General features: G+C 65.5%; 24 protein-coding genes and 1 tRNA gene. 21 read left to right on the top strand and 4 right to left on the bottom strand.

The annotated features are described in order from the left end of the window. Positions 1-169 precede the first annotated feature (169 nt). The 4 genes from WP12_RS22540 (at position 170) to WP12_RS23715 (ending at position 4,266) form a co-directional block, all read left to right on the top strand. Positions 170-1,147: an ArdC family protein gene (locus tag WP12_RS22540; RefSeq protein ID WP_046195886.1), complete on the top strand. Its 978-nt coding sequence runs from the start codon at positions 170-172 to the stop codon at positions 1,145-1,147. After that, complete coding sequence (locus WP12_RS22535; protein WP_046195885.1) at positions 1,144-1,569, top strand: DUF2958 domain-containing protein; 426 nt, start codon at positions 1,144-1,146, stop codon at positions 1,567-1,569. Before WP12_RS22540 ends, WP12_RS22535 begins: the two co-directional genes overlap by 4 nt. Before the next feature lie 81 nt (positions 1,570-1,650). Further along, positions 1,651-3,447 carry a ParB/RepB/Spo0J family partition protein gene (locus WP12_RS22530; protein ID WP_046195884.1) on the top strand — a complete coding sequence of 599 codons (1,797 nt, stop codon included), beginning with the start codon at positions 1,651-1,653 and terminating at the stop codon, positions 3,445-3,447. Positions 3,448-3,705: 258 nt separating this feature from the next. Next, positions 3,706-4,266: a hypothetical protein gene (locus WP12_RS23715; RefSeq protein ID WP_052730581.1), complete on the top strand. Its 561-nt coding sequence runs from the start codon at positions 3,706-3,708 to the stop codon at positions 4,264-4,266. On the opposite strand, the gene WP12_RS22520 is transcribed toward WP12_RS23715, so the two are convergent. Further along, positions 4,263-4,646: a thermonuclease family protein gene (locus tag WP12_RS22520; RefSeq protein ID WP_160299273.1), complete on the bottom strand. Its 384-nt coding sequence runs from the start codon at positions 4,644-4,646 to the stop codon at positions 4,263-4,265. The two genes, WP12_RS23715 and WP12_RS22520, sit on opposite strands and share 4 nt — an antisense overlap. A 164-nt stretch (positions 4,647-4,810) precedes the next feature. On the opposite strand from WP12_RS22520, the gene WP12_RS25425 reads away from it, so the two are divergent. From WP12_RS25425 to rlxS, 7 genes are all read left to right on the top strand, one after another. Further along, positions 4,811-4,954 (top strand): hypothetical protein, encoded by a 144-nt coding sequence (locus tag WP12_RS25425; RefSeq protein WP_235399271.1) that lies wholly within the window; start codon positions 4,811-4,813, stop codon positions 4,952-4,954. Positions 4,955-5,075: 121 nt separating this feature from the next. Continuing rightward, positions 5,076-5,396, top strand: a complete 321-nt coding sequence (locus WP12_RS22515; RefSeq protein WP_046195882.1) for a DUF736 domain-containing protein — start codon at positions 5,076-5,078, stop codon at positions 5,394-5,396. A 393-nt stretch (positions 5,397-5,789) separates the two neighbouring features. Then, a complete protein-coding gene (locus WP12_RS22510) occupies positions 5,790-6,011 on the top strand; it encodes a helix-turn-helix domain-containing protein (RefSeq protein ID WP_046195881.1) in 222 nt (73 codons plus the stop codon). A 116-nt stretch (positions 6,012-6,127) separates the two neighbouring features. Further along, on the top strand, positions 6,128-6,607 hold the full coding sequence (locus WP12_RS22505; RefSeq protein ID WP_052730580.1) for a S26 family signal peptidase: 480 nt from the start codon (positions 6,128-6,130) through the stop codon (positions 6,605-6,607). Beyond that, positions 6,595-7,233: a lytic transglycosylase domain-containing protein gene (locus WP12_RS22500; RefSeq protein WP_046195879.1), complete on the top strand. Its 639-nt coding sequence runs from the start codon at positions 6,595-6,597 to the stop codon at positions 7,231-7,233. The genes WP12_RS22505 and WP12_RS22500 overlap by 13 nt, the downstream gene beginning before the upstream one ends. A 212-nt stretch (positions 7,234-7,445) precedes the next feature. After that, entirely contained in the window at positions 7,446-7,805 is a 360-nt protein-coding gene (locus WP12_RS22495) for a hypothetical protein (protein WP_152664121.1), read from the top strand. Between the two features lie 230 nt (positions 7,806-8,035). Beyond that, positions 8,036-9,994 (top strand): relaxase/mobilization nuclease RlxS, encoded by a 1,959-nt coding sequence (gene rlxS / locus WP12_RS22490; protein WP_046195878.1) that lies wholly within the window; start codon positions 8,036-8,038, stop codon positions 9,992-9,994. Positions 9,995-10,217: 223 nt separating this feature from the next. Here the strand turns inward: rlxS and WP12_RS22485 are convergent, their stop codons facing one another. Next, the gene (locus WP12_RS22485; protein WP_235399270.1) at positions 10,218-12,863 is read right to left on the bottom strand and encodes an SbcC/MukB-like Walker B domain-containing protein; all 2,646 of its coding nucleotides are present in this window, start codon (positions 12,861-12,863) and stop codon (positions 10,218-10,220) included. Between WP12_RS22485 and WP12_RS22480 the strand changes: the two genes are divergently transcribed. The 9 genes from WP12_RS22480 to WP12_RS22440 all read left to right on the top strand — a co-directional run bounded on the left by WP12_RS22480 (position 12,847) and on the right by WP12_RS22440 (position 19,769). Then, on the top strand, positions 12,847-13,113 hold the full coding sequence (locus WP12_RS22480) for a TrbC/VirB2 family protein (RefSeq protein ID WP_046195876.1): 267 nt from the start codon (positions 12,847-12,849) through the stop codon (positions 13,111-13,113). The two genes, WP12_RS22485 and WP12_RS22480, sit on opposite strands and share 17 nt — an antisense overlap. Continuing rightward, positions 13,110-13,397 carry a VirB3 family type IV secretion system protein gene (locus WP12_RS22475; protein ID WP_046195875.1) on the top strand — a complete coding sequence of 96 codons (288 nt, stop codon included), beginning with the start codon at positions 13,110-13,112 and terminating at the stop codon, positions 13,395-13,397. Before WP12_RS22480 ends, WP12_RS22475 begins: the two co-directional genes overlap by 4 nt. Then, complete coding sequence (locus WP12_RS22470) at positions 13,391-15,874, top strand: type IV secretion system protein (protein WP_084691300.1); 2,484 nt, start codon at positions 13,391-13,393, stop codon at positions 15,872-15,874. The genes WP12_RS22475 and WP12_RS22470 overlap by 7 nt, the downstream gene beginning before the upstream one ends. Before the next feature lie 3 nt (positions 15,875-15,877). Then, positions 15,878-16,678: a conjugal transfer protein TrbF gene (gene trbF / locus WP12_RS22465; RefSeq protein ID WP_046195874.1), complete on the top strand. Its 801-nt coding sequence runs from the start codon at positions 15,878-15,880 to the stop codon at positions 16,676-16,678. Beyond that, positions 16,675-17,598 (top strand): P-type conjugative transfer protein TrbG, encoded by a 924-nt coding sequence (gene trbG / locus WP12_RS22460; RefSeq protein ID WP_084691299.1) that lies wholly within the window; start codon positions 16,675-16,677, stop codon positions 17,596-17,598. Before trbF ends, trbG begins: the two co-directional genes overlap by 4 nt. Positions 17,599-18,107: 509 nt before the next feature. Continuing rightward, entirely contained in the window at positions 18,108-18,785 is a 678-nt protein-coding gene (locus WP12_RS26385; RefSeq protein ID WP_327196246.1) for a TrbI/VirB10 family protein, read from the top strand. Positions 18,786-18,798: 13 nt separating this feature from the next. Continuing rightward, positions 18,799-19,011, top strand: coding sequence for a DUF2274 domain-containing protein (locus WP12_RS22450; protein ID WP_046195872.1), 213 nt, complete (start codon positions 18,799-18,801; stop codon positions 19,009-19,011). A gap of 10 nt (positions 19,012-19,021) precedes the next feature. Further along, positions 19,022-19,225, top strand: coding sequence for a helix-turn-helix domain-containing protein (locus WP12_RS22445; protein WP_052730579.1), 204 nt, complete (start codon positions 19,022-19,024; stop codon positions 19,223-19,225). A gap of 244 nt (positions 19,226-19,469) precedes the next feature. Beyond that, complete coding sequence (locus WP12_RS22440; protein ID WP_046195871.1) at positions 19,470-19,769, top strand: hypothetical protein; 300 nt, start codon at positions 19,470-19,472, stop codon at positions 19,767-19,769. A 476-nt stretch (positions 19,770-20,245) separates the two neighbouring features. On the opposite strand, the gene WP12_RS22435 is transcribed toward WP12_RS22440, so the two are convergent. Next, a tRNA-Glu gene (locus WP12_RS22435) sits at positions 20,246-20,321 on the bottom strand. Between the two features lie 127 nt (positions 20,322-20,448). On the opposite strand from WP12_RS22435, the gene WP12_RS22430 reads away from it, so the two are divergent. Next, positions 20,449-20,694, top strand: a complete 246-nt coding sequence (locus tag WP12_RS22430; RefSeq protein WP_200894583.1) for a hypothetical protein — start codon at positions 20,449-20,451, stop codon at positions 20,692-20,694. A 23-nt stretch (positions 20,695-20,717) separates the two neighbouring features. Here the strand turns inward: WP12_RS22430 and WP12_RS22425 are convergent. Then, positions 20,718-21,327, bottom strand: a 610-nt coding sequence (locus WP12_RS22425; RefSeq protein ID WP_052730578.1) for a JAB domain-containing protein, incomplete at its 5' end; no start/stop codon positions are given.

Genomic DNA, 21,327 nt, shown 5'->3' with positions numbered 1-21,327 from the left:
CCCCCGCCGCGCCCGCCGGCAAGCCGGCCTTCGGCCGGCTGCTCCACTGGCGTTCCGCCCTGACGGTGCCGGCAGGCGCTGGTGGCGGGGCCGTGCGGTCGCTCCTCGCCGCCCACCCCCCGCTTTCCGGGGAGGCTTTCGCGATTTTGGGGCGGCGTGGAGACGAGCCATGCCGAGCAGCAACCAGCGTTCCGCCCAGCCGCGCCATTCGCCCCCCAAGGGCGCGCGGGGCGATCTCTATGCCGAGGTCACCGACAGGATCATCGCCGAGCTGGAGGCGGGGCGCTTCCCGTGGGTCCAGCCTTGGGGGCGGGCGGGCACCGGCCCGGCGCCCGGCCTGCCGCGCAATGCGCTGACCCGGCGACCCTATTCGGGGATCAATATCCTGATCCTGTGGGGTGCGGTGATCGAGCGCGGCTATGGCGATCAAAGCTGGCTGACCTTCCGGCAGGCGCAGGACGCGGGCGGCAACGTCAGCAAGGGCGAGCGCGGCGTCACCGTCGTTTACGCCGACCGCTTCGTCCCCAAGGGCGAGAGTGAGCGCGCGCGGCGCGATGGCGACGACGCGCGCGCGGTGCCGTTCCTCAAGCGCTTCACCGTGTTCAACGTCGCGCAATGCGAGGGGCTACGGCCCGGCCTAGCCGTCGATCCGACACCGCTGCCGCCCTGCGAGACGGTCCCCGCCGCCGAGGCGCTGATTGCCGCCAGCGGCGCGGATTTCCGCATCGGTGGCGACAAGGCTTTCTATGTTCCGAGTGCCGATTTCATACAGGTGCCGCCGCAACCGGCCTTTTTCGATCAGATCAACTATTACCGCACCGCGCTGCATGAACTGACCCATTGGTCGGGGCATGGTGCGCGGCTTGCGCGTGACCTTGCCAACAGCTTCGGCACCCACGGCTATGCCCGCGAGGAACTCGTCGCCGAAATGGGCTCGGCCTTCCTGTGTGCCAGCCTTGGGATCGAGCCGACCGTCCGCCATGCCGACTATCTCGGCAACTGGCTCGAGGTGCTGCGCGCGGATAGCCGCGCGATCTTCCGCGCCGCCAGCGCCGCCAGCCGCGCCGCCGACTTCCTGCTCGGCCTCACCGCCGATGATGCGGGCGAGGGGCGCGAAGCAGACAAGCGGCTGCGGAGGGCGGCATGATCCTTCTGCCTCCTCCGCTGCGCACCGCGCTCAGGATCAACGCGGTGCTGCGCGAAATGCACATGGCGCGCGAATGGGATGTCCCCGACCCCGCGCCCATCCTCAAGCTGTTCAACCCGTGCGGTGCGGCGACATGGCTCGCGACCGAACTCGACCGCGACGACGATACGCTGTTCGGCCTCGCCGATCTGGGGTTCGGGTGCCCCGAGCTTGGCTCTTTCAGCCTGTCCGAGATCGCGAGCGTGCGCCTGCCCTTCGGGCTGGGGATCGAGCGTGACGAGCATTTCGCGACCGCGCACTCGCTTTCCGCATGGGCCGAGACGGCGCGCCGCACCGGATCGATCATCGCGGCCGAGGCCGCGCTCCGGACCCTCACACGACCCCCCGAGCTTCCGACCGCCCCGGACGAGGACGGCGGCTGACGCGCGGCGCGTTTCGCCGCTTCGCGCCGGTCCGCCGCTCACCCTTTGCGCCGCGACCGGCCCTCCATCAGGAGAAGACCCATGAAACTCGCGTTCATCGACCAAGACCGGCTGTTTCCATCCCCGGTCAACATGCGCGCCGCCAAGAAACGGCGCGGCCACACCCAGGACCTGTTGCCGCTGATCCGCGCGCGCGGCGTCCTCGTGCCGCTGCTCGTCCGTCCCAACGGCGCCCCCGATCACTACGAGATCGTCGCGGGACTCCGGCGGTTCGACTGCGCCCGGACCGTGGCAGGCGAAACCGGCACCGCCGAGCCGCTGCCCTGCGCGATCATAGAGCCGGGCGACGATGCCGCCGCGCTCGAAGCGTCGATCATGGAGAACAGCGCGCGGCTCGACCCCGACGAGGTGACCCGTTGGGAGAGCTTCACCGCGTTGGTCCGCGAGGGCCGCAGCGTCGAGGATATCGCGTCGCGCTTCGGCTTGCCCGACCTTTTGGTCAGGCGCGCTCTGGCGCTCGGAAACCTGCTGCCGCGCATCCGCGACCTCTACCGGGCCGAGAAGATCAGCCCGGAATCGGTGCGCCATCTGACCCTTGCGAGCAAGGCGCAGCAACGCGATTGGCTGGCGCTTTGGGACGACAAGGATGCCGACGCCCCGGTCGGATATCGGCTGAAAGCGTGGCTGTTCGGCGGCACGTCGATCGCCACCCGTCACGCGCTGTTCGATATCGAAGGCCATGACGGCGCGATCATCGCCGACCTGTTCGGCGAGGACGCCTATTTCGCCGACAAGGAGCGGTTCTGGACGGCACAGAACGCGGCCATCGAGGCGCGGCGGACCGCTTATCTGGTGGCGGGCTGGCAATCGGTCGATATCGTCCCGCCCGAGGCGCATTTCGCGACCTACGAGCATGAGCATTGCCCGAAGCGCAAGGGCGGTCGCGTCTACATCGATGTTCGCGAGAGCGGCGAGGTGGTCTTCCACGAAGGATATGTCACCGCCAAGGAGGCCCGCAAGCTGCGGAAAGGCGAGGCGGTTACCGAGCACGACAAGCCCGCGCGGCCCGAACTCACATCGAGCCTGCAAGCCTATGTCGACCTTCACCGCCATGCCGCGATCCGCGCCGAACTGCTCGACCATCCGATGGTCGCGCTACGGCTGTCGGTGGCGCACGTCATCGCGCAGTCCCCGCTGTGGCGGATCGATCCCGACCCCCGTTCGACCCGCAATGAGGTGGTCGCCAAGAGCATCGCCGAAGCGCCCGCCGACCATGTGTTCGGCGAACGGCGCAAGGCAGCGCTGTCGGCCTTGGGGCTCGATCCCGAGGATCGCCAGATCGTCAAGGGCTACCCCTATAACCGCGACGGGGCGGCGATCTTCGCGCGTCTGCTGGTGCTCGACGATACCGCCGTGCTCGATATCTTGGCCGTCGCGATGGGCGAGACGCTGGCCTGCGGCGGCGATTTCGCCGAGGCGGTCGGCACCCAGATCGGGGTCGATATGTCCAACTGGTGGGAGGCCGATGACGCGCTGTTCGAGCTGATCCGCGACCGCGAGGTGATGCTCGCCATCGTCAAGGAGGTCGCGGGTCCGAAGGTCGCCCAGGGCAACGCCAAGGAGAAGGCGAAGACCCTCAAGACCATCGTACGCAACCATCTCGACGGGGCCGATGGCCGCAAGAAGGTCGAGGGCTGGGTGCCGCGCTGGATGCGCTTCACACCCTCCGCCTACACCACGCGCGGCGGGGTCGGCACGATCAAGGCCCATGCCCGGATCGGTGCGTTTCCGGTCCAGCCCGCGCCCGCAGCAGCGGCCCCGCAGCCGCAGCAGGCCGACCCACCCGAGCCGGGGGTAGAGGCGGCGCTGGCGGCCTGAACATCGAGCGGGAGGCGCAACGCCTCCCGCTCCCTTTCGATAGGGGCCAGCCCTACAAACCTGGAAAATCGCGCCGCGCGCCGCTCCCTTCTGGGTCGCGGCGCGCGGTTTGCGTGATTTATTCTCGCTTTTCCCTACGAACGGCGCCGCATGACCGAGAATTTATTCTCGCTTCTTTTTTGCGCGCAGCATTTCTTCTCGCTTGCAACGGAACTCAACTGATCCGAGCTTGGCGGCGACCAGGAACGGAGACTGACTATGTCCAATGCCAAGCGGGCGCGTGGCCGTCCCAAGGGGAGCGGGAAAGACGATCGCCCAGTGCTGCTCCGGCTCGCCGAACTGCTCGTCGCCAAGCCGAGGATGCGCCCGACCACCGCGCTCAAGAAGATCATTTACCGGCCCGAGGCGAGCTATGTCCGCCGTATCCAGGCCAAGTGGAAGGCGATCGGGGCCGAGCTTCTCGCCGAGGTTCGCGCGCGCCACACGCCGGTAGTGCACGGCAGCCGCCCTTCCGCCACAGCACTGGCGCGGCGGGTCGCCGGCAGCTCCGTCCTCAGCTCGATGGAGGCGATGCACAACCATCCGACGCTCCGCGCGATCCGCGACCTGCAGAACAGCCCGACCTTGAAGGCGGTCCGTGAGCTCCAGAACAGCCCAGCACTGAAGGCGATTCGCGAGCTTCAGGAGAGCCCGACCCTGAAGGCGATACGCGAGCTCCAGACCAACCCGACCCTGAGGATCATGCGCGAAATCCACGACAGCCCGGCGATGAAGATCATGCGCGAGATGGAGGACATGCGCCGCCGCTTCGGCTTCTAGGAACACCAATCGGGCTTGGGGCGGCCACGCGGCCACGACCGTGCCGCCCCGATCGCGATCAGCCGCTGCCCGAGATCCTGGCCGTTGAGCCACACCTTCGCCACCAGCCGATCGCGGTTGCGGCCCACGACCTGATAGGTGATGCGGCGACCCAGAAGCAGGCGTTGCGCGGCGCGCGCCTGCTCCTTGCCGATGGACATTTCCTGCGCACATTTCGCGCGATCGGGGCGTGTCTCGCCGCTGTCGATCGCGGCGATTCTGATCTTCGGACCGTGCTTGATACGGAAGGTATCGGCGTCGATGACATATCCGACACGGCCATGATCGCGGGCGGCGTTGGCCGGAATCGGTGCCGCGAAGAGGGCGGATACGATGGCCATGACAAGCCCGCACCGGACCCGATTCGGCCTGTTCACATTGATGCGCACCTTGATGGACATGGCGGTCTTTTAGCGATCACGCATCGTTTCTGTCGATCCGGCCGACGGGTTTCGAGCCTCGCTTGGGCTGCCATCGACGGCTGCGCTGAATCGATCTGGAGATGATGGTGATCCTGATCGCGCCGACGCATCGCACGGGCTTTGGGCTGCGGGACCTGGCAGCGCTGGCGCCCGCCGAAACCATCGGCCGGACCTTATTTCCCCGCCGGCTTGTGGCCGGCTCCTCGCGGCCGCTTCGCTCCAAATAAGGCCCGTCCTCCGGTCCTCCGCTGCGCTCCGGCCGTGCCGGTTCGGCGGATCACCGACGCGCCGCCTCTCGGTCCGCATCGCCCGAGCGGATGGTCCGCTGGCGAACGAAGGAGACTCATCATGTCGTCAATCGGATATGTGCAGAAGCAGGCCAATGGCAGCTTCAAGGGCGTCCTCGCCACGCTGCTGGTGCGGGCAGAGATCGAGATGATCCCCAACCGGGGCAAGACCGGCGACCAGCCCGATTATCGCGTGCGCTCAGGGAACGTCGAGCTCGGCGCAGGCTGGGTCCGGACCGGCGAACTGTCGGGCCAGGAGTATATCCGCCTCTCGCTCGCGGCGCCCGATCTGGGACCGCGCACCATCTACGCCAATCTCGGCCGCGCCGCCGGTCAGGACGATGATGATACCTACGCCATCATCTGGAATCCGGCCGACTGAGCTGGGGCGCCCGCGCCGGTTCGCCGGCGCGGGCAGTGCCCCGCCTCGTTCGAACGGCGCGCCGGATTTGCCATAGCTCGCGAGGGACCCTGTCGGCGGGGGCGTCGGCATCGTCCGCTTTCCGTCGCATGGGCGGAGTGCCCATGCCACCCGGTTTTACCCCCGCCGTTCGAACTTGACGGGCTCAGCCCGGCCGCATTTCTCGGGCTGATTTGCTCCAATCTGATGCGCGCGCACCGCTGTGCGTGGCGTCCGCCCCTTCTACACCCACGGAATTCTACGAGGGCTCGATTCTTGGCATGGCGAGAGTCGAGCCTCTGAACAGCGCCGCCCGCAGGGCACTGGCCATTCCCCCAGGCGGCACGTCGCCGCACCAGGCATGAGGTCAAAGCCATGAGCGATGCGATCGACCGGGCTGAACGCGCCAAGCGTGGAAGCCCTTTCCTCAACACCGATCAGGCCGCGCATTATCTCGGATTGTCGCGCCGCTTCCTGCAAAAGCTCCGGTCGAAAGGCGAGGGGCCGCTGCATCGCCACCACAGCACGATGGTGCAATATCATATCGACGATCTGCAGGACTGGTCGCAATCGCAGACGCGCGGAGCCCGGTCGTGAAGCGCCGGCCAGCGACCCCGAGAAGGGTGCCCCTGCTTGACTGGGGGAAGGTCGAGGCGCCGCCCGCCCGCAAGCCCGGCTCCGGGCACAAACCCGCCCCACGAAAGGCGTTCGCGATGACCGGGATCGGCATCGGATTGTTGATATCGACGCTCGCGGTGGCGCCGGCACCGCGCCTCGTCTGGAACGCCTCCTCGAGCGCTCCGATCGGCCTCTACGAGAACAGGCCGTCCGAGCGTTTCTCACGGGGCGACATGGTGATCGCGCGGGTGCCGGCGGCGCTCCGAAGCCTCGCCGCCGCGCGGGGCTATATCCCGTCGCACGTACCGCTCGTGAAGCGCGTAGCGGCCGTCCCCGGCGACTCCGTCTGCGCCTTCGGGCAGGAGATTTTGCTCAACGGACAGCAGGCCGGCGAACGCCTTCTCGTCGACGGCAAGAGTCGTAACCTGCCGCAGTGGAACGGCTGCGCGACCCTCAAGACCGGCCAATATTTTCTGATGATGCCGGGCTTGGCGACATCGTTCGATGGCCGCTATTTCGGCCTTAGCGATAGCCAGGATATCATCGGTCGGGCGCGTGCGCTGTGGACGCGCTGAAGGGCATTGCAGCGGTGTCGCTGACGCTCATGTCGGCGCCCGCGGCTGCCGAACCCGGACGCGCCTGGGCGCCGTTCGTCACCGAGGCGGCGCGCCGCTTCGCCATTCCAGAGGCGTGGATATTGCGGGTGATCGGGGCCGAGAGCGCTGGGATGACCCATATCAACGGCCTGCCGATCCGCAGCCGGGTGGGGGCGATGGGCCTGATGCAGCTCATGCCCGGCACCTGGGCAACGATGCGCCAGACCCATGCGCTGGGAAGTGATCCCGACGACCCGCGCGACAATATCCTCGCCGGCACAGCCTATCTGCGGATGATGTACGACCGCTTCGGCTATCCGGGCCTGTTCGGGGCCTATAATGCCGGGCCGGCGCGCTACGCCGCGCACCGTGCGACGGGCAGGGCGCTGCCGCAGGAGACGCGCCTCTATATGGCTAAGGTCGGCGGCGATGTACCGGTCGCTCCCCCTTTGGCGCTAGCAGACGGGGTCGTTCGGGCAGTCTATGAAGCGCCTCCGCCGACAGTCTTCGTGCTATCGTCTTCGGGTTCAGGGGCCGGCCCTCTTACCGGCTTCGTGGAGGGAACGAGCCCGGCGATTTTCGTGATCCGCAGGGTCGTGCCATGAGCCTCGGGCGGGGAGGGGCTCGTCTCGATAGGTCCAAGCATGACGGCGGGCGACGCGCCTATCAAGGCCCGCGGGTGCCCCCCAATTTGCTGCGCAAATCGGTTCCCCCCACGTCCGCTTCGCGGCGCTCCGCGGCCCTGACAGCCACGCCGCCCGCCGTCTCCGAAACGCCGTTCTCGATGAGGAGAACGTCAGGCGTGAAGGAGATTGTCATGACCAGGATCGACAGCATCGGCGCGGCGTCGGACCGTGTGATGAAGACCCTCATTCAAGGGCTCGAACTGGAGTTTGGACACCCCGCGGGACGGGCGTTGGCACAGCGCTTTCTCGAGGCTGAGGAGGTCGATTTTCACTGGGATGCCCGCAGCCGGGAGCGCTGGATCGGCAGCTATGAATCGCTCGACGATGATGATCTCGAGCTCGATCGGGTGGCGGTCCTGGGGCGGCTCGATGGTGAATGGTTCGTCGCGGTCTGCATCGTCGATGGCGATGGCCGGGCGCATGGGCTGGAGGGATGCCGGCACTGTGGATCGAAGGTCGAGGCCGAGGCCGGATATGCCGCGATCCATTGAGAGCGGCATCCGGCTTGAGGGAGCGGCGGCGCTGGTCGGGTGCCGCTGCTCTCTTTTTTTGAGCCGGGGAGAGGGGGTTGGGGCGGCAAAGGGAAGGGGAAGGCAAGATAAAGGCAATGCCTCCGGCCATTGCCCAAGTGGTTGTCTGCACGTCTTTTTTTATGGAGGCAAAGGGAGGCCCGGGGAGGGAATCTTGCTCACCATCCTTAGGCCGGGGAGGCGCGTCGGCAATGGGGGATGACGACAGCTTCGAGCCACGCCTCGGCCGCATCCGGTCGACCGGCGGCTCGCGCTCGAAACGCTATCTCGGGCGCGTGCTCGCGGCGAGCGTCCTGGCGGGCGGGAACGGTCGCCGCCGCAGCACCCGCTTCGATGGCAGCCGGATCGGCCGCGGCGCGAGCCGGGCGCGGGTGGCGGCTTCGGGGCCGCGCGCGCGCCGCGTCGTCGTCAAGGCGCGCCTGGTCCGCCTGGGAACGAAAGGGGTCGCCGCGGCGCGGGCGCACCTGCGCTATATCCAGCGCGATGGCGTGACGCGCGAGGGTGAGCCGGGGCGGCTCTACGATGCCATCGGCGACGAGGCCGACGGCAAGGCTTTTCTCGATCGTGGTAGCGAAGATCGCCACCAGTTCCGCTTCATCCTCTCGGCTGAGGATGGCGCCGAATATCCCGACCTGAAACCCTTCGTCCGCCGGTTGATGACGCAGATGGAAGAGGATCTCGGAACCCGGCTCGACTGGGTCGCGGTCGACCACTTCAACACCGGCAATCCGCACAGCCACATCATGCTGCACGGCGTCGACGATCGAGGGCAGAATCTGATCATCGCCAGGGACTATATCGCGCATGGAATGCGGGCGCGCGCCGAGCAGCTCGTCACGCTCGATCTCGGGCCGCGGACGGCGCGTGAAATCGAGGCGGGTCGTCGCACAGAAATCAGCGCCGAACGGCTGACGTCGATCGACCGGTCGTTGATGCGCGACGCCGACGACGAGGGCATCGTCGCGGCGACCGGCCGCGATCCGCTCGATCAGGCGCTGCGCGCCGGCCGGTTGCAGAAGCTCGCCGACCTTGGGCTTGCCGAGGAAATGGGGGCAGGGCGCTGGCGTCTCGCCAGTACGATCGAAGGCGATTTGCGGGCGATCAGCGAACGTGGCGATATCATCCGGACGCTCCAGCGCGAACTGTCCGCCCGCATTGCCGGCGGAGAGGTGATCGAGCACGATGTCTTCAAGCCCGACGGAAGACCCCCGCCGCTGGTGGGACGTGTGGTGCGCCGTGGCCTCGCCGACGAACTCGGCGACCGGCATTTCCTGCTCGTCGACGGGGTCGATGGGCAGACCCATTATGTGGCGATCGGGAAGGGCGAACTCGTCGAGCCGACGCCAGAAGGACATATCGTCTGGATCACGGCGCGGACGGCCGGGCTGCGCGAGGTCGATCGGACGGTAATCGAGATCGCCGCTGCCAATGACGGATCATATTCAGCGGAGCTCCACCGCGCCCATGATCCGACTGCGCGCGCAGACCTCATCGATGCCCATGTTCGCCGTCTCGAGGCAATCCGGCGCAGCACCCCTCACTTTGAGCGGGAAGGGAACGGCACCTGGCAGCTGGGGAATGACCATGAAGGGCGCGTGCTGCGGCACGAGCAACGTCAGCTTCGCGATCGCCCGGTCGAAGTGGCCATTCTGGCCGATCGACCGCTGTCCGATCTCACCGGCCATGAAGGCGCGAGCTGGCTCGATCGCGATCTCGCCGGAGCCGACCCGATCGTTGCGCGCGATGCGGGTTTTGGGCGCGAGGTCCGCGCGGCGTTGGCGACGCGGCGACAGTGGCTAGAGGATAGAGGCTTCGCCGAAGAGGAGGCAGGGGGCTGGCGCTATCGCCCGGCCGCGATTGCGGAACTGATCCGCCGCGATCTGCGCGCCGCCGCACTGGGCCTGCAAAAGGAGACCGGCCTCGACTATCGCGACGCAGTCGTCGGCGACCGGATCGAAGGGACTGTGGGGCGCCGCGTCGATCTGGTGAGCGGGCGCTTCGCAGTGCTCGAACGCGCGCATGAATTCACACTCGTACCGTGGCGTCCGGTATTTGAACAAAAGTTTGGCAAGTCCGCGTCGGGGATAATGCGGGGCGTTGACACGCATTGGACTTTCGGCCGCGGCCGGGGCGGTCCGCAGATCGAATGACGGTGCGAGCGAGGCTATACCGTTCCGCGCCGCTATGGCCCGCTCCAATCGCGCCCGAAGCTTTCAATGGTCTCAGCAAGGCGGAGATCATGCTGGGAGATCGTACCGATCGCGTTCCTCGTCAGCCGCACCGAGATTATTCTGTGGTTGTGGGACGGCTTGAATCTGTGCGACATCGCCGCCGCGCTCGCGGTATCGCGGGGTCGATGCACTCGAGTAGCGGTTAGAGAACACGTTCCTCAATTCTACTACCGCTCGGTGTTTTGAGGACCGTAAAACCGTTTGGCACGGCTTGTTGAACTAGCGGGACGTGAGAGATCAGACCTACCGCTCTGCGCTGGCCTACGATATCCTGAAGAACCTGTAGTACCTGGTCCAATGTCCCTCCGTCACTGTCGCTGTCGAGACTGCCGAAACCTTCGTCGATAAAGATCGTATCGAGACGGATTGCGCCATGGGTCATTTCTACGATGTCCGAAAGACCAAGCGCGAGAGCCAAAGCAGCGATGAAAGTCTCCCCGCCAGATAGGGTGGTGACCTCGCGTGCTCGCCCAGTCTGGATGTCATGTACGCGGATATCCAGCCCCCGCTTTCTGCGACCGCCCACGGTTTGAACGTCGCGCTCCAGGCGATATCGGCCTTGGCTCATCGGACCGAAACGAAGATTGGCGGCTTCCAGCACCTGATCGAACATCGCGCCGACAGCGTAGGTCTCCAGAGTGATATTCATGGCGTTGCGGCCTTCGAACGCGTCGGCCATCGCGCGCAAGGGGCCGGATTGCTCGTTCAACAGCGCCAGGCGATCCATCTGATCGCGCAGGCTTTCGAGTAACTGGGTCAGCTGGTTGCAACCCGCACGCGCGTCAGCGGCCGCGCGGGTAGCGGCCGCGGCGGCTGCCTGCGCAGCATCTCGGTCGGCGCGGAGTAACTCGAGATTTGGCCGCTCACGATCCGCGATCGCCGCGCTCGTATCTTCGACACGGCTCTGCGCACGTGTCAGGTTTTCGCGGAACGTGTCGAGTTGTTCGAGCATAGTCGCGATGTTCGCAATATCGGCTTTCGCTACCCGATACTGCTCCTCGGTCAGGCCGAGCTCGCATCGCCGTGTCGCGTAGGCGGTACGCGCATCGGCAAGGTCCTGGTCGCTTTCGGTGATACGCTTTGCCGCACCCGTTCGGTCGCTCTCGGCGCCGGCGCGATCGGCGCTGCTCTGCGTGCAGAGGTCCTGCGCGGTCTGAATCTCCAGCTGACGCTCGTCGATCTGCGTGCTGACGGTGCGTCGCCGAAGCGTGATCGCGGCGGCGTCGCGAAGCCAGTCAGGAACTGCGGCGATATGGTCATTGTATGACTGCCGTGCGAGCGCGGCCGCTGTTCCCGCCAACTGCTCTGCATCGGCCTTCGTCGAGCGTTCGACGTCCGCCGTGATCACATAGCCCTCGAGCGTCGAGGTCTGTCCAACGAGGGACGCTACATCCACGACAGCGCCCAGCGCCTCGATCGCCTTGCCCATCCGTAGTGCGTCGCCCTCGAGATCCGCAGCACTGCCTTCGGGTGCGTCGAGCGCTTCCAAGGCAGTCTTTCGTTCGTCTCGAACGCTGCGCGCAGCGCTGAATGCTGATTCCGCCGTCTGTGCGTCTATTGCGGCGCTGTCGAATGCGACCTGCGCCTCACGCCACGCGGCCTCCAATCCGGCGGCGGGCTCGCCACCATGGGCCGGGCGGGGATGTTCTGCGCTGCCACAGACGGGGCAGGGGCTGCCGCCCTCAAGGCTCTCGGCGAGCAGCCTCGCCTGGCCGGCGATGAACTCCGCCTGCCGATCACGGACGGCGCTCTCAAGACCGCTACGGTGCAACCGTGCGTCGGCCACCGTGCTCTGCGCTTTCGTCAGAAGCCCTTCGGCGGTGTCCAGGGCCGTCCGAGCCCGCTCCACCTCGCGTGCTTGGCGCGCTTGCCGGTGAACGCGGTCGCGATCTGCGGTGAGGCGCAGCCGTTCATTCTGGTTGGCATGCGCCCGGTCGACATTCGCGCGGTGGGTGACGAGCGCTTGCGTTGCGCGTTCGGCATGTTGCCGGGCCGTCGCGGCCGCAGTCCGCGCGCTTGCGAGCAGGCCCTCGGCATTCTCGGCCTGCACCTTCAAATCGGTGGCATCAGTAAGGACCGTGGCATAGCGATCGAGATCGGAAAGCTGCTGTTTCAAGGCGTCGATCTCACCGACCTTGGCTTTCAGATCTTCCAGCGTCCGCTGCGCTGTCGCCTCTGCCGCCACGGTTTCGGTCACGCGCCCCATGGCGATCGTCTCCGCGTCCTTGGCCGCGGCCAAGGCTGTGACCGCGCGTGTGACGGTGTCATCACGATCGACCAGCTGGGCCGCGCATCCGGCGGCCGTGTGGCGTTCGCGAAGGGCGTCCATATAGGTCTGGCGCCCTTGAAGGGCCGTGAGCGCTGTCGCCGCAGCACCGGCTTCATCGAAACATTTCTGCAGGGCCTCACCATTGCCGAGCGTTGTGGCGGCAGCGGCACGGGTCGCGTCGGCCGTGGCGGCGGCCGCATCGAGTTCGGTGCACCGTCCCTCCGCTGCATCGATCGTGCTGGTCAGATCATCGGTGCTGGCGAACCCGGCGTTGGTCAGTTGCTGAACGTGCAGCGCCATGCCCTGCTGGTAGGTCGTGCGGGCTTCGGTGGCACGCTCCTTCAGGCGCTCGGTCATCCGCTCGTAGAGCGAGACGTCAAACAAGCCACGCAGAATCTCGAGGCGCGCCTTGCTGTCCGATGCGAGGAAGCGCTCGAACTGCCCCTGGGGCAGAAGGACAATCTGGCGAAACTGCTCGACGTCGTAGCCGAGCAATTCGCGAATGCGTTCGTTGACCACGCCAACCCGCTTCTCGGCCATGCCGTGGGAACAACCCCTCGAGCAGGTGCTCGAGTCCGTGCAGGGGCCGGTCGCCAAGATCATGGCGGTGATCATCATCATCGTCACCGGGCTGACTTTGGCCTTTGGCGAGACCGCCGGTGGCTTTCGCCGGCTCATCCAGATCATCTTCGGCCTGTCGATCGCCTTCGCCGCGTCGAGCTTCTTCCTTTCCTTCTTCAGCTTCGGCGGCGGAGCGCTCGTGGCATGAGCGGCCTTGGCGACAGCGCCGGCACCGACCGGCTCGAGGGATATGAGGCGCCGCTTCATATGTCGCTCCACGCGCCAATCCTGCTCGGCGGCGCGCCACGCAACGTCGCCATCCTCAACGGCACCATCGCGGCCGCGATCGGCCTCGGTCTTCAGCAATGGTTGGCGGGCCTCCTGATCTGGGCGGTCGGCCACAGCGTCGCGGTGGTCGCGACGCGGCGTGACCCGGCCTTCGCGGCGGTGCTCCTCCGCCACATCCGGCAGAAGGGATTTTTTCGATGCTGAACCTGCGCGAATATCGTGATCGCACCGATCGGCTTGCCGATCATCTTCCCTGGGCCGCGCTCGTCGCGCCGGGTGTGGTGCTCAACAAGGATGGTAGCTTCCAGCGCAGCTTCGCCTTCCGCGGGCCTGATCTCGAGAGCGCGACCGAGGGCGAACTCGTCGCCGCCTGCGCCCGCGCCAATAATGTGCTGCGCAGGTTCGGCTCGGGCTGGGCACTGTTCTTCGAAGCCGCGCGCACCGAAGCGATCGGCTATCCGACAAGCAGCTTTCCCGATCCGATCTCGCATCTCGTCGATCTCGAGCGCCGGGCCGATTTCGAGGCGGCGGGCCAGCATTTCGAGAGCCGCTACCACATGACCTTGCTCTGGCTGCCGCCGGCCGACGCCGCGGAGACGGTCGGCCGCACCCTGATCGACCGGCCCGATGCGGAGGAGACGCGAGACTGGCGCGCCGCGCTGCAGCGCTTCGTCGACGAGACCGATCGCGCGCTCGACCTCTTCTCCGGATTCATGCCCGAGGTGTGTGCGCTCTCCGATGCGGAGACGCTGACCTATCTCCACGACACGATCTCGCTGCGCCGGCAGCCAATCGCCGTGCCGGAGGTGCCGATGTATCTCGACGCCGTGCTGGCGGACACGCCGCTGTTGGGTGGACTCGAGCCGAAGCTCGGTGACGAGCATCTCCGGACGATCACGATTCTCGGCTTTCCGCCGTTGAGCCGGCCCGCCATCCTCGATGCGCTCAACCATCAGAACTTCGCTTATCGCTGGGTTTCGCGCTTCTTGCCCCTCGACAAGGTCGAAGCGAGCAAGGCGCTCACGAGTCTCAGGCGGCAATGGTTCAATAAGCGCAAGTCGATCACCGCGCTGCTGCGCGAGGTGCTTTATAATCAGCCCGCACAGCTGCTAGACTCCGACGCCGACAACAAGGTGATCGATGCCGATCAGGCGCTCCAGGCGCTGGGCGGCGACCTCGTCTCATTCGGTTATCTCACCGTCACCGTCACCGTCTCGGATCGCGATCGCAATGCCGTCGAGGAGAAGGTTCGATCGGTCGAGCGGATCGTCAACGGGCTTGGCTTCTCGACGATCAAGGAAGGGGTCAATGCGATCGAGGCATGGCTGTCGTCGATTCCTGGCAACCCATACGCCAATGTCCGGCAGCCGCTCGTCCACACGCTCAATATAGCCCATCTGATGCCGCTTGCTGGCGTCTGGGCGGGGCCTGCCGCCGATAGTCATCTCGATGGGCCGCCGCTTCTCACGGTGCAGACCGCCGGATTTACGCCGTTCCGTCTGTCGGCCCATGTCGGCGATGTCGGTCATATGATCGTCGTCGGTCCGACCGGCGCCGGCAAATCGGTGTTGCTGGCGCTCATGGCGCTCCAGTTCCGGCGCTACCCTGACGCTCAGATCTACATCTTCGACAAAGGCTATTCCTCGCGGGCCGCGGTCCTGGCGATGAATGGCGCGCACCATAGCCTGGGCGCCGATAGCGAGTCCGGCCTGGCGTTTCAGCCGCTCCGGCATATCGACAATGATCGCGAGCGGGCCTGGGCGTCCGAGTGGATCGCAGCGCTGCTCGCGCACGAAAAGCTCCTCGTCACACCCGACATCAAGGAGACCCTTTGGTCGGCGCTGACCAGCCTCGCCTCGGCTCCCGTGTTCGTGACGATCATCGAGTTCAAGCTCACCAGCCTGGCGGGCTTTATCCTCGTGCCCTTCGCGCTCTGGAACCGGACGAGCTTCCTGGCCGAGCGCGTGCTCGGCAATGTCGTCGCATCGGGCATCAAGGTCATGGTGCTCGCCGTCATCGTCGGCATCGGGTCGAACTTCTTTTCCGACTTCACATCGGCGTTGAATGGGCGTGAGCCCGATATCGGCCAGGCTATGAGCCTTGTGCTCGCCGCGTTGTCGCTGTTTGGTCTCGGCATTTTCGGCCCCAGCATCGCGTCGGGCCTCGTCGCGGGTGCTCCGCAACTGGGCGCGGGAGCGGCAGTCGGCACCGTCGCAGGCGCCGTCGGCATGGGTTATGCCGCCGGCAGCGCGGCGGGTGCGGTCGGGCGCGGCACGGCGGGTGGCGCAATCAGCGCGATCCGCGCGGGGACGACGGTCGGAACGGCCGCCGGACAGGCTTATCAGATGGGGCAATCCGTCGCCGGTTCGGCGAGCCCGTCAGCCGGCATGTCCGGCGTTGCCCGCGTAGCCGGTCACGCGCTGCGCGAGCGCGCCTCCCAAGCTCTGGGTCTCGATGAGGCCCGAGAGCGCGGGAACGACCTCGCATGGGCGGCCGTCCGGTCGGGACCGTCCGCTCGCCCTGCGGCCAACGATCGATCAGCGGGCGCCCCGCGATGGGCGCAAGACATGCGGACCGAGCAAACGGCCCGATACCACCGTCATGCCGCGCTGCAGACCGTCCGCGAGGGCGATCGTGGCGGGGCGTCGGCAGCACCCGACATCAAGGAGAAGGAGGACTAAGCGATGGGCTTCAAGCGGACCATCCAGCGCTATGGGCGAACGCCTATCCCTGAAACGCCCTATCAGCGCGCAGGGCAAATGTGGGACGAACGCATCGGCTCAGCGCGCGTGCAGGCGAGGAACTGGCGGCTGATGGCCTTCGGCAGTCTGATCCTATCGGCGGGGCTGGCATCGGGTATGGCCTGGCAGGCCTCGCAGAGCCGGGTCACGCCTTACGTCGTCGAGGTCGACAGGCTTGGCGAGGCCAGATCGGTCAGGCCGGCCGAGACAGGTTTTCAACCCACCGATCCGCAGATCGCATGGCACCTCGCCCGCTTCATCACCGATATCCGGTCGGTCTCGCTCGATCCGGTGCTCATGCGGCGCGATTGGCTGTCGGCCTATGATTTCGTGACCAAGCGCGGCGCCCAGACGCTTGATGCCTATGCGCGTGCCAATGATCCCTTTGCCCGGATCGGGGACAGGACGGTGTCGGTGCAGATCACCAGCGTGGTCAGGGCGTCCGATAAGTCGTTTCAGGTCAAGTGGACCGAACAGGCGTTCGATCGCGGAACGCCGGTGGCGGCATCGCGATGGACGGGAATCCTGACCACCGTATCGAAAGTGCCGGCAGCGGCGGAGACGCTGCGTAAGAATCCACTCGGGATCTACGTCGATGCCATCGACTGGAGCCGAGAATTCGACGGCGGTGAGATAGAGGGCAGGGCGCGGCCGGGGGTCGTCGCACCGGTTCCCGCCACCGCCGCGAGCACAAACGTCATTCCCGCGTCGACCACAACCGCCCTGCAGGAGGCACGGCCATGAGATCGCTTCTTCTATTGCCTGTGATGGTCATGGCAGCTTCGCCACTGAGCGCGGACATGGCACCACCGGTAAACGCCACAGTTTCATCGGCCAACCCCGGCCTGGTCGGCACCAGTCGTCCGATCGCGCAAAAGCCCCGCACAGCATGGCGGCCCAAGCGTGCGTGGCGTCCCAGCTCGCCTGCGCAAGCCGTTGTCGCGGCCACCCGCAATGCCACCCAGGAGCCGGCAAGGGACGCCTTCATCAACGCCGTCCAGATCTATCCCTATTCCGAAGGGACCTTGTATCGGCTGTTCGCGGCACCCGAGCATGTGACCGACATCGCCTTGCAGCCGGGCGAGACTCTCGGTGCCGTAGCGGCCGGCGATACCGTGCGATGGGTCATCGGCGACACGCCGAGCGGTTCGGGTGAGACCAAGCGCACGCATATCTTGGTGAAGCCAGTACGAGTTGGGCTGACCACGAATCTCGTGATCACGACCGACAGGCGGGTCTATCACCTCACCCTTGTCAGCACCGCGCGGTCGCCGATGATTGCCCTTTCGTGGAGCTATCCGGCCGATCAGATGCTCGTACTGAGCCGGAATGGCGCGGCGGGCGCTGTGGCGTCCGGCATCCCCGTCGACGGACTCAATTTCAATTATCGCATCGGTGGCGACAAGCCAGCATGGCGGCCGGTGCGGGTATTCGACGATGGACGGCAAACCTTTGTCGAGTTCCCGGCCGATTTGGCGGTTGGCGAAGCACCGCCGCTGTTCCTGACCGACAAGCAAGGTGATGCCCAGCTCGTCAATTACCGGCAGAAGGGCCGCTACTATGTCGTCGATCGCTTGTTCGAGACGGCCGAGCTTCGTCTCGGAACGAAGCGACAGGCGATCGTCCGCATTGCCCGCAGCGGCTCGCGCAAGGGGAGGGTCTGATGACCGACCTTTCCGAAACGCCCGCACCACCTCCCAAGGTCGACCCCGAGACGCTGGCGATACGCTCGCACCCCATGCGGTCGGTGCGATTCAAGCGGCGATTGATCATCGGGCTCGCTGCCGCTGGCTCGGCGGGGTTGATGGGCGTGACATGGGCTGCGCTATCGACAACGCGACCAATCCGGCTTGCGCCGGAAAGCGATTTATCACAGCCACTTGAAAAGCCTAGCTCCGATACGCTGGCAGCATTGCCGACGGCTTATGGATCGACACCGCAGCTAGGTCCGCCGCTTCCTGGAGATCTGGGGCGGCCGATATTGCGCCGTCAGCAACTGGACGCCCAGGCCGACTCTTCGACCGACGCTGGTAGCGGTGGAGGGACCTCCGGTGGTCGTTCTGTGGCGGACGAGCGGAAAGCTGCGCGCGCGTCTGGAGTGCTGTTTCAGCGAGGCATTACGTCCGCGGCCGACCGCTCGGCATATCAGGATTCCGGGTTTGGGTCCGACGCGATGCCTAATCCCGGCGATGCCTTTGCCGATCCAAACGGCCAAATCCGCAAGGCACAGTTCGTTGCGGCAAATGGTCAGGCTGAAGATGTCGATTCGCACCGGCTGAAACCGGCGGCGTCACCCTATCTGCTATCCGCGGGAAGCATCGTTTCCGCGAGCCTGATAACCGGTCTCCGCTCCGATTTGCCAGGCCTCGTGACGGCGCAGGTCACCGAGAACGTCTTCGACAGCCCGACCGGACAGATATTGCTCATACCGCAGGGCGCCCGGCTCGTCGGAAGCTACGACAGTGTCATCGCCTTTGGGCAAAGCCGTGCGCTTGTCGTCTGGCAGCGGATAGTCATGCCCGATGGCAGCTCACTCAGGATCGACAATGTGCCGGCGACCGACACCGCGGGCTATTCCGGCCTCGCCGACAAGGTCGATCGGCACAGCTGGAGCCTCTTGAAGGGCGTGGTGCTGTCGACGTTGCTGGGCGTTGGGTCCGAGCTCGCCTTCTCGTCCGACAGCGATCTCGTTCAGGCCATTCGACGATCAACCCAGGATAGCGGATCCCGGGCCGGGGATCAGATCGTCGGCAAGAACCTCAACATTCAGCCGACGATCACCGTCCGACCAGGCGCGGTCGTCCGGCTCGTCGTCCACAAGGATCTCATTTTGGTACCTTGGAAAGGGTAAGGGAGACGAAAAAATGCCCGATTTGAAACTGGCCAAACTGCCTGATCGTACGCCGGTGAAGCTCAGTCTGGTGCTGGCGCCGAACCTGGCCGCGGACCTTCACATCTATGCCGAACTCTATCGTGAACGCTACGGGATCGAGGAGTCGCTCACCGAGCTCGTGCCTGCCATGCTCGCCGCCTTTATGGAAAGCGACAAGCAATTCAAACGGCCGCGCTCAGCCTAGGAGAACCGTCATGCGCCAGAAGTCCCTTCAGATGGTTGGATCGGCCGAACGGCTGACGGTACGAGTGCCCGAAGCCGCGCGCATGCTGTCGATCGGCAGATCGACACTCTACCAGCTCATCGGATCCGGCGACATCGCGACCATCAAGGCCGGTCGCGCGACGCTGGTGCCGATTGACAGCATCCGGAAGTTTGTGACGCGATCGGGGCTATGATTCTACGCCTTGCATGAGCTTGCCGTTTTCGACCGCAAATAAACTTACCGACGACAGGTCCCGCCATTGCCCTGGGATGCGGGGGCTACTCTGTAGGCCTAAGCGCCGCCACGGTAGCCGCACGCTCTCGTCTGCGCATTGTGTGATTTACGGATATAGCGCCACTTTCAGCGGGTCCAGACTGCGCAACGGCAACTAGGCCAACCTAGGCGGCTTAGATCATGTAGCTGGAAGGAACTTGAAGATGATGAAGTCTGTATCGATTGTGGCGGTGAGTTTGCTCTTGGTTGGTTCAGCCGCAGGCGCTCAGGTCCGCACGAACTCCAGTCCGGCCGCAGCGGCGCACGTTTCGTCCGAGGCTTCCCGGCACGCCCAGCATGACAAGCTCGAGCATTGCAAAGCCATGGCGAAGACCATGGGGACCAAGCAGCACCACAGCCACGCCGAGATGAAGGGTACTGTCGCTCAGACCCCGATGAACCGTCAGCACGCGGAATGCGAGAAGATGATGAAAAAGCACAAGATGCAAACCGCCAACAATTAAATCTTGCAGAGCTCGGACGCCCGATGCGCGTAACATAGAGATGCGAGCATCGGGTGTCCGAAGCCTCTGTCGGCATGCATATATTCTGACGCAACTATCAGTTTATACGGAATGTGCTCTTGCTGGATCGATTGCCGTTGTGCCGACATCGCATCTTACCGCCGATGTGCGATATGTGACCGACTCATCCATTAGCCCGCGTGGTTATTTTGAGCGCCCTGCTGCGCGATGGCCTCTCCAAGCAGATTTCCTGGCAGGATGGGCCACGGCCATTTCGACCTTCTCACAGACTGGTCGGTCGCATCACCTGCCAATCAGAAAGGTCGCCCCGAAATCCATGCACGGAGGCTAGCACACGCCTACTTAGCGCAATCCGCGCACGGTTCGGCTCGGACAGAGACGTCTACGCACGTCAGCGGATTTTACACGGATATTTTCATTTTCCGCTGAGCCAAGCACTAAGTGCTTGAAATCGCTGGTGACCCCTACGGGACTCGAACCCGTGTTTTCGCCGTGAGAGGGCGACGTCCTAGACCGCTAGACGAAGGGGCCGTGCGAAGCGGAGCGGCGTCCTTATGGGCCGGGCCGGGGCAAGTCAAGGTGGCATCGGCCGTCCGGATCGGAGCTTACCGGGAAACTACGCAATGGTCTATTCGGGACGCGCGGCTAAGGTCGGTACATGCAGGCAGACATCGCTTGGCGGGACGAGGCGGATTATCTCATCGCCCTTCACGGTACGGGGGCAATCGGAGCTCTCGTCAGCCGGATATCCGACGCGGTTCGCATGTGTGACGATCAGGCCGTCCAAAACCTCGATCATGTCCTGCAGCTCGTCGAAGCACGGATCGAAGGGCCCTGGCGTTTGCCCTCGCCGCATATGCCCGCGATCGAAGCACTGCCCGTGGACGCGTCTTCCGACCGCTGACGCGGCCGCCGGCATTCCGAACCTCAGAGATAGCCTTTGTCACGCAGGCTGCAGTGGCCGCTGCGTCCGACCACGATATGGTCGTGCAGGATGATGTCGAACAAGCGTGCCGCTTCCGCGACGGCGCGCGTAGCGTCGAGATCGCTACGGCTCGGCGCGGGATCGCCGGATGGGTGATTGTGCGCCATGATCAGGCCGGTGGCGCCGAGATCAAGTGCGCGCCGTACCACTTCACGCGGAAAGATGTCGGCCCGGGTGACGGTGCCTCGTGCGACGACTTCGTCGGCCAGCAGCCGGTTCTTTGCGTCGAGATACAGCATCACCACTTGCTCGACCTGGTCATGCGCCAAGCTGACGAACAGATAATCGAGTGTGGCCTGAAGATCCGGCAGTACAGGCCCATCGAGCAGATCGGCACGGAGCGTTTCGCGCACTAGCGGACGGACTGCGGTCAGAAGGTCCGCGACGCCCGGTTCATCGATCAGCCGGATGGCCAGCGCCGCAGGATTGGCGCGAAGAACCCCGGGAAGGCTCCCGAATATCTGCAGCAGCTCAGCGGCCACCAGTGCAGCACGTCGACCGCAGAGCGGGCTCAGGAAGTCGCCGAGGACCGCGCTATCGCGATGCGCGTAT

Source organism: Sphingomonas sp. SRS2 (assembly GCF_000971055.1).
Classification (GTDB): domain Bacteria; phylum Pseudomonadota; class Alphaproteobacteria; order Sphingomonadales; family Sphingomonadaceae; genus Rhizorhabdus.
Note: the sequence above shows the minus strand (reverse complement) of the source record. Positions and strands in the feature narration are given on the sequence as shown.

Bases quoted from the DNA above. Each gene is read 5' to 3' on its own strand.
- WP12_RS23715 (WP_052730581.1), top strand. From the start codon at position 3,706: ATGTCCAATGCCAAGCGGGCGCGTGGCCGTCCCAAGGGGAGCGGGAAA.
- WP12_RS22520 (WP_160299273.1), bottom strand. From the start codon at position 4,646: ATGGCCATCGTATCCGCCCTCTTCGCGGCACCGATTCCGGCCAACGCC.
- WP12_RS22430 (WP_200894583.1), top strand. From the start codon at position 20,449: ATGCAGGCAGACATCGCTTGGCGGGACGAGGCGGATTATCTCATCGCC.
- WP12_RS22540 (WP_046195886.1), top strand. From the start codon at position 170: ATGCCGAGCAGCAACCAGCGTTCCGCCCAGCCGCGCCATTCGCCCCCC.
- WP12_RS22445 (WP_052730579.1), top strand. From the start codon at position 19,022: ATGCGCCAGAAGTCCCTTCAGATGGTTGGATCGGCCGAACGGCTGACG.
- WP12_RS25425 (WP_235399271.1), top strand. From the start codon at position 4,811: ATGGTGATCCTGATCGCGCCGACGCATCGCACGGGCTTTGGGCTGCGG.
- WP12_RS22495 (WP_152664121.1), top strand. From the start codon at position 7,446: ATGACCAGGATCGACAGCATCGGCGCGGCGTCGGACCGTGTGATGAAG.
- trbG (WP_084691299.1), top strand. From the start codon at position 16,675: ATGAGATCGCTTCTTCTATTGCCTGTGATGGTCATGGCAGCTTCGCCA.
- WP12_RS22505 (WP_052730580.1), top strand. From the start codon at position 6,128: ATGACCGGGATCGGCATCGGATTGTTGATATCGACGCTCGCGGTGGCG.
- WP12_RS22450 (WP_046195872.1), top strand. From the start codon at position 18,799: ATGCCCGATTTGAAACTGGCCAAACTGCCTGATCGTACGCCGGTGAAG.
- WP12_RS22515 (WP_046195882.1), top strand. From the start codon at position 5,076: ATGTCGTCAATCGGATATGTGCAGAAGCAGGCCAATGGCAGCTTCAAG.
- WP12_RS22470 (WP_084691300.1), top strand. From the start codon at position 13,391: ATGCTGAACCTGCGCGAATATCGTGATCGCACCGATCGGCTTGCCGAT.
- WP12_RS22535 (WP_046195885.1), top strand. From the start codon at position 1,144: ATGATCCTTCTGCCTCCTCCGCTGCGCACCGCGCTCAGGATCAACGCG.
- WP12_RS26385 (WP_327196246.1), top strand. From the start codon at position 18,108: ATGCCTAATCCCGGCGATGCCTTTGCCGATCCAAACGGCCAAATCCGC.
- rlxS (WP_046195878.1), top strand. From the start codon at position 8,036: ATGGGGGATGACGACAGCTTCGAGCCACGCCTCGGCCGCATCCGGTCG.
- WP12_RS22475 (WP_046195875.1), top strand. From the start codon at position 13,110: ATGAGCGGCCTTGGCGACAGCGCCGGCACCGACCGGCTCGAGGGATAT.
- WP12_RS22480 (WP_046195876.1), top strand. From the start codon at position 12,847: ATGCGTTCGTTGACCACGCCAACCCGCTTCTCGGCCATGCCGTGGGAA.
- WP12_RS22440 (WP_046195871.1), top strand. From the start codon at position 19,470: ATGATGAAGTCTGTATCGATTGTGGCGGTGAGTTTGCTCTTGGTTGGT.
- trbF (WP_046195874.1), top strand. From the start codon at position 15,878: ATGGGCTTCAAGCGGACCATCCAGCGCTATGGGCGAACGCCTATCCCT.
- WP12_RS22510 (WP_046195881.1), top strand. From the start codon at position 5,790: ATGAGCGATGCGATCGACCGGGCTGAACGCGCCAAGCGTGGAAGCCCT.
- WP12_RS22530 (WP_046195884.1), top strand. From the start codon at position 1,651: ATGAAACTCGCGTTCATCGACCAAGACCGGCTGTTTCCATCCCCGGTC.